Genomic DNA, 12,778 nt, shown 5'->3' with positions numbered 1-12,778 from the left:
GTGGGGAGAGGCCGTCGTGTCGCGGGGCGGGGCCGGTCCGGGAGGTGAGTCCCTGACCGGTCCCGCGCCGCTTATGTGGCGATCGGGTTATGTGGCGATCACGGGTAGAGGCCGCGTAGCCGGTGCGTCTCCGCGACCCGGCCCACGCCGATCACGTGGGCGGCCTGCCGCAGCGTCAGGCCGCGTTCGGCGGCCAGTGTCGTGACCTCGGCGAAGGCCCCCAGCATGAGGTCGCGCAGCTTGAGCTCGACCTCGCCGGAGCCCCACGAGAAGGACTGCATGTTCTGCACCCACTCCAGGTAGGACACGATCACCCCGCCCGCGTTGGCGAGGATGTCGGGCACGACCGCGGTGCCGTTGGCGGCGAGGATCTCGTCGGCCTCGGGCGTGGTCGGGCCGTTGGCGCCCTCCACGATCAGGCGTGCGCGGATCCTGGCCGCGTTGGCCTCGGTGATGACGCCTTCGAGCGCGGCCGGGACCAGCACGTCCACGTCCAGCTCGAACAGGTCCTCGTGGGTCAGCGCGTCCGCGAGCCGGTAGCCGCGTACGCCGCCGGACTCGGCGGCCCAGCCGCGCAGCCTGGCGATGTCGAGGCCGCCGCCTGAGTAGACGGCGCCCGTGGCGTCGGACACCGCCACCACCTTGCAACCCACGTCGGCGAGGTATTGCGCGGCGAGCGCGCCCACCTTGCCGAAGCCCTGGACCGCCACGGTCACGCCCGCGGGCGAGCGGCCGAGCGCGGCCAGCGCGGTGATCTGCACGCCGCGCGCGGTCGAGCCGGTCCGCCCGAGCGAGCCGCCCAGCGTCATCGGCTTGCCGGTGACCACCCCGGGCACCGAGTAGCCGGCGTTGACGCTGTACGTGTCCATGATCCAGGCCATGGTCTGCTCGTCCGTGCCGACGTCGGGCGCCGGGATGTCCTTCTCCGGGCCGATCAGCGGCAGGATCTCGTTGACGTAGCGGCGGGTGAGCCGCTCCAGCTCCAGGGTGGTGAGCCCGGCCGGGTCCACGGCCACGCCGCCTTTGGCGCCGCCGTACGGGATGCCGGCCAGTGCGCACTTCCAGGTCATCCACATCGCGAGCGCGGTGACCTCGTGGATGTCCGTGCCGGGATGGTAGCGCAGGCCGCCCTTGGCGGGACCACGCGAGACGTTGTGTTGGACGCGGAACCCCTGAACGACGTCGAGCCGCCCGTCCTCACGCCGCACGGGGACCGAGACGGTCAGCGAGCGGCGCGGCGTGGCCAGCAGCGTACGGAGCCCGTCGTTGAGCCCCAGGTGCTCGGCCGCCTGGTCGAGTTGCTGGAGAGCGGAGTCGAGGGCCTGTCGGCCCGGGGTGATCAGGGCCGGCGTCTTTGACGGCACCATGATGCTCATGGAAGAGATTCCTCCTGTTATGTACGCCCTATTTGCGGGGAAAGCGCCATTGCCTACCCCTTGGGCGCGTTGTCTTGATCATCCTACAGCGGGGCGTTTGAGCTTGCCGAGTTTGTTGGTAAAAATCCGGGCCGCTTGCTCGGGCGCCGTGGCCGTGCCACCCTGGCAGGCTTGCGCACGAGAGTGTGACGAATTGTCGAATCGGGGGGTGGGATGCCCGCACTCGTGGTTGGGCCGATGCTGCGTTACGTCGATGCCGTAAGCGCCTCGATCTGGGTGGAGACCGCCGAACCCGGCACGGTCACCATCGAGGCGGACGGCAGGACTTACCGGTCGCCCACCTTCACCGTGCACGGTCACCACTTCGCGATCGTGGATCTCGTCGAACTCTCTCAGGATATCGCCTCGTATTCCGTCAGGCTCGACGGGGAGCAGGTATGGCCCCTGGCGGGTCGCCCGCCGAGCCGGATCAGGCTGCTGCCCGCCGACGGGGCGCGCAGGCTGGCGTTCGGCTCGTGCCGCACCAGCGTGCCGTTCGACGACGCGTACGTCCGTACGCACGGTGACGACGTCCTGCGGGCCTACGGCGAGCACCTGGCGGAGGCGGGCGACGAGGAGTGGCCGGATCTCCTGCTGCTCCTCGGCGACCAGGTCTACGCGGACAACCCCGCGCCCGAGATGCTGGCCTATATCCGTGCGCGCAGGAGCACGCCGCCGCTGGACGAGATCGGGGATTTCGAGGAGTACGCCGAGCTCTACCGTCAGGCGTGGACCGAGCCCGAGATCCGCTGGTTGCTGTCCACCGTGCCGACCGCGATGATCTTCGACGACCACGACGTGCGCGACGACTGGAACACCTCGCAGCCGTGGCGCGAGGAGATGGACGCGACGCCCTGGTGGCGGCACCGGGTCGTGTCGGGGCTGGGGGCGTACTGGGTCTACCAGCACCTCGGCAACCTGTCACCGGCCGAGCGGGCGGACGACCCGCTGCTGCGCACGCTGATGAACGGCGACGGCGGCGCGGCGCTCGACGCCTTCGCCGAGAAGGCGGACGCCGAGCCGAGCAGCAACCGCTGGAGCTACGCCCGCGACCTCGGGCACGCCCGGCTCATCATGGTCGACACCAGGTGCGCCAGGCAGCTCACGCCCGGCGACCGCCGCATGCTCGACCCGGTGGAGTGGGCGTGGCTGGAGGAGCAGCTCGCCGCCCCGGCGGAGCGGCTGATCATCGGCTCGTCGATCCCGTTCCTGCTGCCCGAGGGCGTGCACGGCGTGCAGAACTGGAACGAGGCCCTGGCCGACGGCAAGTGGGGGGCGCGGGTGCGGCGGTGGTCGGAGAAGTTCCGGCAGGCCATCGATCTGGAGCACTGGGCGGCGTTCCGGCGCTCGTTCGACGAGCTGGCGCGGCTGCTGATCGGACTCGGCAAGCCGGTGCTGATCCTTTCCGGCGACGTCCACTACTCCTACCTCGCCAAGGTCAGGTCCGGGCCGATCCACCAGATCGTCTGCTCGCCGATGCGCAACCCGCTCAGCCGCCTGCTGCGCTGGGCCAACGTCTTCACCCAGTTCAGGATCGCGACGCTGGTGGGCGGCCTGCTGGCGCGGCTGGCCGGCATCCCACGGCCGCCGCTGAGGTGGCGGGTCACCAAGGGCCCGTGGTTCCAGAACGCCGTGGCCACGATCACCTTCCCCGACGAGGTGACCTGGCACGAGTCCATCGGCGGTGCGATCAGGCCGATCGACTCCGCGCGCCTACGCTGAATCCCATGCACGAGGACGACCACGCCGTCGCCGTGCCGTTCTACGACCTGTGGCACGAGGACGGGCACGTGCCCATGGTGCGCGAGCTGCTGCCCCCGCTGCTGAGCGGGGTGCGCCGCGGCGTCATCGAGATCGGCGCGGGCACCGGCCTGATCACCGAGCTGATCGTGCGCGCGACGCCGGCCGAGGTCTTCGCGGTGGAGCCGTCGCTGGGCATGCGCTCGGTGCTGCTCTCCCGCCTGGTGTCCGACCCGGAGGCGCTGCGCCGCGTGACCGTCCTGCCGTACGGAGGGCTGGACGTGGAGGTGGACGAGCCGGTCGAGGCGATCGTGATGATCTCGGTGCTGCAGAGCTTCACCCCGGACGAGCGGGCCGAGTTGTGGCGGGTGCTGGCCAGGCAGCTGGAGCCGGGCGGGCGGCTGCTGTTCAACTGGCGTGAGCGGGCAGCCGCCGTCCCCGGCGCGCCGGCGGTCCTCGGGTCCTACCGGGTCGGCAGGCACGCGCTCAGCTTGTGAACCGGAGGAGCGTTTCCCTGGAGGGGGCCCAGCCATGTGCGGTGGGTGGGCCCTCCCGTGCTCCGCCGTAAAAGAAAACGCTCTTATCTGGTTTTGAGCTCGTAGACGGCATCGAGGAGCTGATCGATCGCCCAGCCGAGATCCTCCTCGGAAACGGTGATGGGCGGGGCGAGGCGGATCGTGGAGCCATGGGTGTCCTTGGCGAGCACCCCGCGCTTGAGCAGGGCCTTGGACACCTCGCGCCCGGTCGCGACGGCGGGGTCGATGTCGATGCCCGCCCACAGGCCGCGCCCGCGCACCTCCACGACCCCATGGCCGATCAGCTCGCGCAGCCGCGTGTGCAGCACCTCGCCGAGCTTGGCGGCGCGGGCCTGATACTGGCCGGTGTTCAGGAGTTCGATGACCGCGTTGCCGACCGCGCAGGCCAGCGGGTTGCCGCCGAACGTGGACCCGTGCTGGCCCGGCTTGATGACGCCGAGCACCTCCCGGTCGGCCGCGATGGCCGAGACCGGTACGACGCCGCCGCCCAGCGCCTTGCCCAGCACGTAGATGTCGGGCACGACCCCTTCGTGGTCGCACGCGAACGTCTTCCCGGTCCGCCCCAGCCCCGACTGCACCTCGTCGGCGATCATCAGGATGCCCTTGGCGGAACACAGTGCGCGGATGTCGCTCAGGTAACCGTCCGGCGGCACCAGCACCCCCGCCTCGCCCTGGATCGGCTCGAACAGCACGGCGACCGTGTTCGCGTCGACCGCCCGCCTGATCGCCTCGGCGGAGCCGTACGGCACGAGCCGGAAGCCCGGCGTGTACGGGCCGAAGTTGTCGTGCGCGTCCGGGTCGGTGGAGAAGCTGACGATCGTGGTCGTGCGGCCGTGGAAGTTGCCCTCCATCACGATGATGTTCGCCTGGTCCGGTTCGATGCCCTTGACCTCGTAACCCCACTTGCGCGCCACCTTGATGGCGGTCTCGACGGCCTCGGCGCCGGTGTTCATGGGCAGGATCATGTCCTTGCCCGTGAGGTCGCCCAGCCCCATGCAGAACTGGGCGAACTGGTCGTGGTAGAACGCCCGGCTGGTCAGGGTCAGGTTCTTGAGCTGCTCCTGGGCGGCTTCGATGATCTTGGGGTGGCCGTGGCCGAAGTTGAGCGAGGAGTAGCCGGACAGGCAGTCGAGGTAGCGGTGGCCCTCGACGTCCGTGACCCAGGCGCCGTGTGCCTCGTGGATCACGACGGGCAGCGGGTGGTAGTTGTGCGCGCTACGGCGCTCGCTCACTTCGATCAGCTCTGCGCTGGTGGCCATGATCAGTTCTCCCCCCTGATCTCCAGTGTGCAGCACTTGGGGCCGCCACCCGCCTTACGCAGCTCCGACAGGTCGACCGGGATCACCTCGTACCCGCGGCGCTTGAGCTCCAACTGGAGGTTCGACGCCTCGGCGTTGACGACCACGTTGACGCCGTCGCTGACCGCGTTCAGGCCGAGCACCCCGGCGTCCTCGGCGGTCGCGAGCACCGCGTCGGGGAACATCCGGCACAGCACCGTCCTGCTGCCAGGGGAGAAGGCTTCCGGGTAGTACGCGACGTTGTGGCCGTCGAGCGGGCACAGCGCCGTGTCGAGGTGGTAGAACCGCGGGTCGGTCAGCGTCAGCGAGATCACCGGGCGGCCCAGGCGCTCCTGCGCCTCCTGATGGGCGGCCACGTCCGTGCGGAAGCCCGTGCCGGCCAGGATGACCTCGTTCATGGTGAGGAAGTCGCCCTCGCCCTCGTTGACGTACTGGGCCTCGTGCGCCGGGTAACCGCGTTCGGTGAACCAGCGCAGGTACGCGGGCCCCTCGGGGCCGCGCTCCGGGTAGGCGAACCGGGCGCCGTAGACGCGGCCGTCCACGACCAGCGCGCCGTTGGCGGCGAACACCATGTCGGGCAGTCCGTCGATCGGGTCGATCAGGCTGACCCGGTGCCCGAGCTCCTCGTACGCCGTCTTCAGCCCCTCCCACTGCCGGACCGCCACGTCGCGGTCCGCGCCGGCCTCGGGGTGCATCCACGGATTGATGGCGTATTCGACCCCGAAGAAGTCGGGACGGCACATGAGGAAGTGTTTGGGCATGCAGCTCTCCGTCGAGTTCCATGGATGGATGTCCCGATATATGGGGACGGAGACAGCCTAAGAACGCAGGTTCGCGCAGGCCAAGCGGTGCGTATTGCGTCTTCGCGGCGTTCCGTTGCGTGTCTCAGTCGTCGACCGGCGATATGTTGCGCGCCTCGGGAAGGGCCGCTCCCGGCGGCGTGTCCACCAGCCTGGACAGCACGATCACGCTCTTGGTCCGCACCACGAACGGCTCCGCCGCGATCCGCTCGATCACCCGCTCCACGTGGCGTACGTCCGTCGCCCTGATGTGCAGCAGCGCGTCCGCCTCACCCGTGATCGTGGCCGCCGCCACCACTTCGGGGAACCTGGCCACGGCCAGCGCGATGTCCGACGGCTTCGTCTTCCCCTGGCAGAACAACTCGACGTAGGCCTCGGTCGTCCAGCCGAGCGCCTGCGGCGCCACCCTCGCGCTGAACCCGGTGATCGCCCCGGCCTCGCGCAGCCTGTCGACCCGCCGCTTCACCGCCGACGCGCTCAGCCCCACCTGGTGGCCGATCTCCGCGTAGGTCGCGCGGGCGTCCTCGACGAGCGCCGCGATGATGTCACGATCGAGCCGATCCAGTTCCACGCGCCCCTGTATACCGCCTGGCCAGGCCGGCGCGCGACGCGGGAGACTGGGCGTTCCAGCGTTCATGGGAGGATTTCGCCAGCATGAGCATCGCCAGCTTCCCCGAGGGCTTCGTCTGGGGAGTGTCGACCTCGGCGTTCCAGATCGAGGGAGCCACCTCCGCCGACGGCCGCGGTCCCTCCATCTGGGACACCTTCTCCGCCGACCGGGCCGAGGCGTGTGACCATTACCACCGCTATTCCGAAGACGTGCGGCTGATGAAGGACCTGGGTATGGCCGCCTACCGGTTCTCGGTGAGCTGGCCGCGCGTTTTCCCCGAGGGCACGGGAAAGGCGAATCAGGCCGGGCTCGACTTCTACGACCGGCTGCTGGACGAGTTACTCGCCGCGGGCATCACGCCCTACGCGACGCTTTATCACTGGGATCTGCCGCAGGCGCTCGAGGACGCCGGCGGCTGGCCGTCCCGTGACACCGCCCACCGTTTCGCCGACTACGCCGTCGCCGTACACGAAAAGCTGGGGGACCGCGTCGACACGTGGTTCACGGTGAACGAGCCCTGGGTGGCGGCGTTCCTCGGCTACGGCTCCGGTGGTCACGCGCCCGGCCGGGCCTTCGCGGCCGAGGCGTTCACGAGCGCCCACCACATGTTGCTCGCGCACGGGCTCGGCGTCCGGGCGCTGCGCGCGGCCGGCGCGTCGAAGGCCGGCGCCGTGCTGAACATCTCGCCCGTCATGACCCCCGCCCAGGTGAGCGACCTCGGCCGGGCCCTGTCGCCCGAGGACGCCGAGGCCGTCGCCAGGATCGACGCGCTCGCCAACCGGCAGTTCCTCGACCCGATCCTGCGCGGCGCGTACCCCGCCGACCTGCTGCCGGTGATCGAGCGCGCCGCCGGTCTCGGCCACGTCCACGACGGCGACCTGGAGATCATCTCCGAGCCCATCGACGTGCTCGGCGTCAACTACTACACCCCGCTGGTCGTTCAGGCCCAGCCCAGCGAGCCCGCCGACCCGGCCTTTCCCGGAAGCGCGGGCGTGCTCTTCTGTACGATCCCCACCGCCGTCACCGCCATGGGCTGGCCCATCGTCCCGAACGGCCTTTCCCTGGTGCTGCGGCGGCTTTCCGAGGAATATCCGGAAACCGAGCTGCTGGTCACCGAGAACGGCGCCGATTTCGTCGACGTGGTGACCGGGGACGGGATTCACGACCCGGATCGCATCAGTTTCATCGAGGAACACCTGCGCGCCCTCCGAACGGCCGTCGAGGACGGCGCCCGCGTCCGCGGATATCTCGTCTGGACATTGCTCGACAACCTCGAATGGGCGGACGGATATCAGCGTAAGTTCGGCCTCGTCCACGTCGATTTCGCGACCCAGCGGCGGCGTCCGAAGGACAGCGCGCTGTGGTACCGCGACGTCATCCGCCGCAACGGGCTGACCGAGACCCGGCCCAGGCGGCCCACCCTGGAGACCGTGGCCGCCCGCGCCCGCGTCTCCAGGGCCACGGTCTCGCGCGTGGTCAACGGCGAGGCGTCGGTGAGCCCGGAGGTCCGCACGGCGGTGATGCGGGCCGTCACGGAGCTCGGCTACGTACCCAACGCCGCCGCCCGCAGCCTGGCCACGCGGCGCACGAACACGGTCGCGCTCGTCCTGTCTGTGCCCAGACAGGGCGGCGACCAGTTGACGGCCGCCGTCGTCCAGTACGTCACGAGCATGCTGGAGGGCGCGGGCAAGCAGATGACGCTCATGCTCGCCGACACCGCCGAGAGCCACCGGCGCATCGTCCAGCACGTGGAGGCGCGGCTCGTGGACGGCGTCGTGCTGCTGCCCGCCGACCGGGGTGACACGCTGGCCGAGCGGCTGTCGCGGACCGGCGTGCCGGTCGTGTTGCTCGGCAAGCCGGCGATCGCGTCGCTGGTGCCGTACGTGGACGTGGACAACGCCGGCGGGGCCGCTGCCGCCACCGAGCTCCTCCTGGCTCAGGGGCGGCGGCACATCGGCATGGTGTGCGGGCCCATGGACCTGGTCGCCGTGCGAGACCGGCTGAGCGGCCACCGCGAGGCGCTCCGGCGCGCGGGCCGGCAGCCGCTCCTGGCCGTCGCCGACCTCACCCGCGCGTCCGGCGCGGCGGCGACCCGCCAGCTCCTCGGCGACCATCCCGGCCTCGACGCCGTCTTCGCCGCCACGGACCAGCTCGCCATCGGGGCGCTGCGGGCGGCGCGGGAGGTCGGCCGCAGGGTGCCGGAGGACCTGGCGGTCGTGGGCTTCGACGACGTCGACGCCGCCTCGGCCACCGCGCCGGAGCTCACCACGGTCCGCGTCCCGGTCGCCGACCAGGCGCTGGCGCTCGCCAGGCTGCTGCTGTCGCGCCTGGAGGGCCGCCACACCACCTCCGTCGTGCTGCCTGCCCGGCTCGTGGTCAGGGAATCGGCGTGAGGTCCCCGTTCACTTCCGTATATTTCGTGGGATTCCCGGCGGGGCGACTTAGCATCGAAGGCAAGGACCCCGCGTGGGAGGCCAGATGCGCTTCATTCGCCGGAAGCAGGACGCGTCATTCGAGCCTGACGGGCAGGTCACCCGCATCGCGCCCGCCGTCGCGTACGAGGGGGACCTCTACCGCCTGCCCGACTGGGCGCAGCGCCGCCGCGAGGAGCGGGAGCTCGGCCGCGCCCACGCCGCCGACGGCCAGATCGACACGCTCACCCTCCAGACCGGCAGCGTCCCCCGCTTCCACGAGCTCGAGGACGAACGCCTGGAGGAGCTGGCCAAGATCGACGAACGCACCGAGCAGGAGATCCAGCGATCCAGAGCCGAGTTCGAGGCCCAGAAGATCCGCCTGGCGGAGTCGCAGCGCACGTTCGGGGAGGCCCGCGAGGCCCTGGAGGACAGCCGGCGGCGCGTCACGGAGCTGGAGCAACCCAGCCGGCGTCCCGGAGACGGCCGGCCCAGCTCCATCGCCGTCTCAGGCAGCCGCTGGCCGGTCGTCCGCCGCTGGCTGCCCGCCGCGCTCCTTCTGCTCCTCCTCCTGATCGTCGAGGTGCCCATCCTCTACCAGGTCATCCTGAGCTGGGGCGACAGCGTCGCGATGACCGCGCTCCTCGCCGCGGGCGCCGCCCTCATCATGCTGGTCGCACCCCACATGTACGGGCGCGCGTTCCGGTCCTGGCAGGAGCACGGCAGCTCGGCCAAGGGCCGCTGGCTGCTGGCCGGGGTGGCGCTCGTCTGGCTCGGCCTCATCGTCGCCGTCGCCGTCCTGCGCAGGGACGCCCTGGTCAGGCCCCTGATCGTGGACGGACAGGAGATCGGTCCCACGTCGGAGGGCGTGGGCCAGTTACCCACCATGATCCTCCTCCTGGCCCTCCTGATCGCCACCGCCCTCATCGCCGCCGACCTCGGCCGCCGCATGCACAACCCCAACGACCGCCGTCTCCGGGAGCTGCGCGCCAAACGCGACGCCGAGTCCCGGGCCTGCGCCGCCGCCCAGGCCGCGTACCAGCGTGACACCGGCTACGTGGAGAGCGTCGCCCAGTACCTCCAGGCCGTGGACCGCCGCCGGGCCAGCCGGATCCGGCAACTGGACAGCGGCTTCGACAGCCTCGCCACGGCGTATCTGGGCGGCGTGGTGGAGGGACTGCGCGACCCGGAGGCCGCGAGCTGGGCCGAGCGCATCGTCATGCGCCGCCGTACCCGCTCCCGACCCCGATCTCCCAGGCGGGCGATCGGGGCCGGAAGGGCTTCAGGAGTTAGGGCTTCACGAGGTGGGGCTTCAGGAGGTGGCGAAGGTGAACCAGTTGACGTTGACGAAGTCGGCCGGTTGGCCGCTGCTGAAGGTCAGGTAGACCGTGTGCGTGCCGGTCACGCCGGAGATGTTGGCCGGCAGCGTACGCCAGCTCTGCCAGCCGCCCGTGTTGCCGATCGCGAAGTCGCCGATGGGCGTGGCGGTGGGGCTGTCGAGGCGTACCTGCACCAGCCCGCTCACCCCTGCGCCGGCCCCGGACGCCACCCGGGCCCTGAACTGGCGGGCCGCCTGTGAGCCGAAGTTCACCCCGTCGAAGCGGAGCCAGTCGCCGTTGGAGATGCCCCCGACGTTCTGGCCGCCGCCCGTGTCGGTGGTCGTCTCGACCATGGTGCCCGACTGGGCCTGGTAGCGCTCGGCCTGGATGGTGGAGCGGGCGTCGACGCCGCCCGGCGGGTTGGTCGGGCCCGGGTCGCTCGTGCCGCTCTGCCAGACCGCGACGTAGTCCACCATCATGGGCCTGCCAGGCACGGTGTCCCCGGTGGGGGTACCGAAGCCCGCGACGCCGTTGGGGAACCCGCCGCCCATCGCCACGTTGAGCAGCAGGAAGTAACCCGCGTGCCCGGTCATGTTGGCCCAGGTCCCGGAGTCGAACTGCGACTGGCTGACGCTGTGGAACTGCTGGCCGTCGACGTACCAGCGGAGCTGGTTGGGGCTCACGCCGCGGTCCCACTCGAAGCGGTAGGTGTGGTAGGCCGACTGGCACGCCGAGCCGGGGCAGGCCCGGCTGGCGCCGAGGCCGTTGGTCTCGTTGCAGGGCCCGCCAGGGGAGACGCCGCAGTGGAGCACGGCCCAGACGGAGTTGATGCCGTTGACGTTCTCCATGATGTCGAACTCGCCGATGCCCGGCCAGTTCCAGTAGTTCCCCCGGTACGGCGCCCCGAGCGCCCAGAACGCCGGCCAGTAGCCGAGTGCGGCGTTGCCGGTGACGTTCGGCATCTGGATGCGGCCCTCGATGCGCAGGATGCGCCCGTCGGCCGGCTTGAAGTCGGCCCGCCTGCTCTCGATGCGGGCCGAGGTCCACTCGCCGGAGCCGCTGCGCAGGGGCGTGATGCGCAGGTTGCCGGCGCCGTCCAGGCTGAGGTTGGAGGTGCTTGAGGTGTAGTTCTGGATCTCACCGGTGCCCCAGTTGCCCGGTCCGCCGGGGTACCCGTGTCCTGTGTCGATGATCCAGTTGGCCGAGGAGGGGAGGGTGTTCGCCGAGCCGTTGAAGTCGTCCGACCAGACGAGCGACCAGCCCGACGGTGTGGTCGGTACGGAGGCGGAGGCGCCGACGGCCGCTTTGACGAGCAGGCCGGCGAGTGCGATGAGCACCACGGCCACCGCCGTCAGGCGGCGTCTGTACCTGATTGCTGTTGTCATCGTCGCTCCGAGGGGGTGCTGGGGCGGGCCTTCAAGAGAGCGCTCTCTCAGCGATGTGAACACAGCCCTTACCTCATGTCAATATTCCGCACGCCCGTCCAGGTGTCATGGTGAAACGACCGGCATCGAGGTGGGAGAGCGCTCTCGGATCAGGGGTCGCTACAGCAGGTCCACGCTGGTCGCGCCCGCCGCCTCGAACGCCTCCCTCCAGAACCCTTCGAGCAGCGGGAACCGATCCGGGCTCGATGTCTTCTCGCGCAGGAACCCATGGACGACCACCACGTACCCGGTCAGGTCGGGCAGGAGCCGTGCGTCCCGCAACTCCTTGATCTTCTGCTCGCGGGCGGCCTCGCTCAGGTCGAGCTGGTTGATGTTCAGGTCGCCCCGGTTGTTGATGAGGTCGCTGAACACCATGATCTGGTGCGCCTTGTCCGGTTGCCGCTGGGCGCTGAGCTGCTTGACCACGTAGCGGAGCGCGCCGAGCACGTCCGACCCCTCACCCTCCGCCGGGCAGTCGAACAGCTTGACCGCCCGCGGCACCACCTCCGTGCTGCGGTGCGCCCTGACGCGCTCCTCGACCACGGGGTTGTCGTTGGGGTTCTCCGCCCGGGTGGCGGCGATGGCCACCGGGTCCTGGCGGCACGTGCTGCTCTCCGCGCTTCCCGTCACCGCCGCGAACCCGATCCAGTCACATCCCTGGGCGAAGGCTGGCAGCTTGGAGGTGACGTCGTTCCTGGAGGTGGCGGGGTCGGCGTAGCTGGTGGAATCCACGATCACCCCACACAGGCCACGCGCCTCGGTCCCACACGCGGCAACGCCCCCGGCCACGAGCGAAAGCCCCGCCAGAACCGCCACGAGCCGCCGCGCCCCACCCACCTTCCACGGCCTCCGTGCCCTCCATGGCGTCCGGGCCTTCCACAGCGTCCGTGAGGATCCCGCGCGCCGCCGCGCACTGGCCCCGCCGCCCGTCTCCTCCACCATCACTCCCCCTCCCGCTCGCGCTCCCGACCGTCCCGCCGGCCAGAAACCTCCGAGCCGGCCCGTTCCGCGTCGTCGGCCAGCGCGTCCTGGCGGGGTCGAGTGTCGTCGGACGGTGAGGAGTCCTGGCTGGGTGGGGTGTCGGACGGTGAGGAGTCCTGACCCGGTGGGGCGTCTTCGGGTGGTGGGGAATCCTGGCCGGGCCGGGTGCCGTCGGACGGCGGGGCGTCCTGGCCGGGCCCGGTGTCGTCGTAGCCGGGTCGGGTGTCTTCGTCGGGTGGGGTGT

Annotated in this window: 9 protein-coding genes and 1 pseudogene; 3 read left to right on the top strand and 7 right to left on the bottom strand. The window is 70.7% G+C overall.

Annotated features, from left to right (window positions below; translation table 11 throughout):
- Positions 1-98 precede the first annotated feature (98 nt).
- Complete coding sequence (locus tag ITP53_RS48350) at positions 99-1,376, bottom strand: Glu/Leu/Phe/Val family dehydrogenase (protein ID WP_195902225.1); 1,278 nt, start codon at positions 1,374-1,376, stop codon at positions 99-101.
- 213 nt (positions 1,377-1,589) lie between these two features.
- Here ITP53_RS48350 and ITP53_RS48345 point away from each other — a divergent pair, with 213 nt between their 5' ends.
- Together ITP53_RS48345 and ITP53_RS48340 are read left to right on the top strand one after the other, a co-directional pair.
- Positions 1,590-3,137: an alkaline phosphatase D family protein gene (locus tag ITP53_RS48345; protein ID WP_207757486.1), complete on the top strand. Its 1,548-nt coding sequence runs from the start codon at positions 1,590-1,592 to the stop codon at positions 3,135-3,137.
- Between the two features lie 5 nt (positions 3,138-3,142).
- Positions 3,143-3,652: a class I SAM-dependent methyltransferase gene (locus tag ITP53_RS48340; protein WP_195902224.1), complete on the top strand. Its 510-nt coding sequence runs from the start codon at positions 3,143-3,145 to the stop codon at positions 3,650-3,652.
- Positions 3,653-3,735: 83 nt separating this feature from the next.
- Here the strand turns inward: ITP53_RS48340 and rocD are convergent, their stop codons facing one another.
- From rocD to ITP53_RS48325, 3 genes are all read right to left on the bottom strand, one after another.
- The gene (gene rocD, locus ITP53_RS48335; RefSeq protein ID WP_195902223.1) at positions 3,736-4,950 is read right to left on the bottom strand and encodes an ornithine--oxo-acid transaminase; all 1,215 of its coding nucleotides are present in this window, start codon (positions 4,948-4,950) and stop codon (positions 3,736-3,738) included.
- 2 nt (positions 4,951-4,952) lie between these two features.
- Positions 4,953-5,750 (bottom strand): dimethylargininase, encoded by a 798-nt coding sequence (gene ddaH, locus ITP53_RS48330; RefSeq protein ID WP_195902222.1) that lies wholly within the window; start codon positions 5,748-5,750, stop codon positions 4,953-4,955.
- Positions 5,751-5,874: 124 nt separating this feature from the next.
- On the bottom strand, positions 5,875-6,360 hold the full coding sequence (locus tag ITP53_RS48325; RefSeq protein ID WP_195902221.1) for an Lrp/AsnC family transcriptional regulator: 486 nt from the start codon (positions 6,358-6,360) through the stop codon (positions 5,875-5,877).
- A gap of 83 nt (positions 6,361-6,443) precedes the next feature.
- On the opposite strand from ITP53_RS48325, the gene ITP53_RS60760 reads away from it, so the two are divergent.
- The gene (locus ITP53_RS60760; protein ID WP_195902220.1) at positions 6,444-8,792 is read left to right on the top strand and encodes a GH1 family beta-glucosidase; all 2,349 of its coding nucleotides are present in this window, start codon (positions 6,444-6,446) and stop codon (positions 8,790-8,792) included.
- 1,330 nt (positions 8,793-10,122) lie between these two features.
- Here the strand turns inward: ITP53_RS60760 and ITP53_RS48315 are convergent.
- The 3 genes and pseudogenes from ITP53_RS48315 to ITP53_RS48305 all read right to left on the bottom strand — a co-directional run.
- Positions 10,123-11,514 (bottom strand): glycoside hydrolase family 16 protein, encoded by a 1,392-nt coding sequence (locus ITP53_RS48315; RefSeq protein ID WP_195902219.1) that lies wholly within the window; start codon positions 11,512-11,514, stop codon positions 10,123-10,125.
- 159 nt (positions 11,515-11,673) lie between these two features.
- On the bottom strand, positions 11,674-12,285 hold the full coding sequence (locus tag ITP53_RS48310; protein ID WP_195902218.1) for a vWA domain-containing protein: 612 nt from the start codon (positions 12,283-12,285) through the stop codon (positions 11,674-11,676).
- A 209-nt stretch (positions 12,286-12,494) separates the two neighbouring features.
- A pseudogene (locus ITP53_RS48305) lies at positions 12,495-12,778 on the bottom strand (hypothetical protein); the annotation flags it as partial.

This window comes from Nonomuraea cypriaca (genome assembly GCF_015645445.1).
GTDB classification, from domain to species: Bacteria; Actinomycetota; Actinomycetes; order Streptosporangiales; family Streptosporangiaceae; genus Nonomuraea; species Nonomuraea cypriaca.
This window is presented reverse-complemented; position numbering and strand designations above follow the sequence as displayed.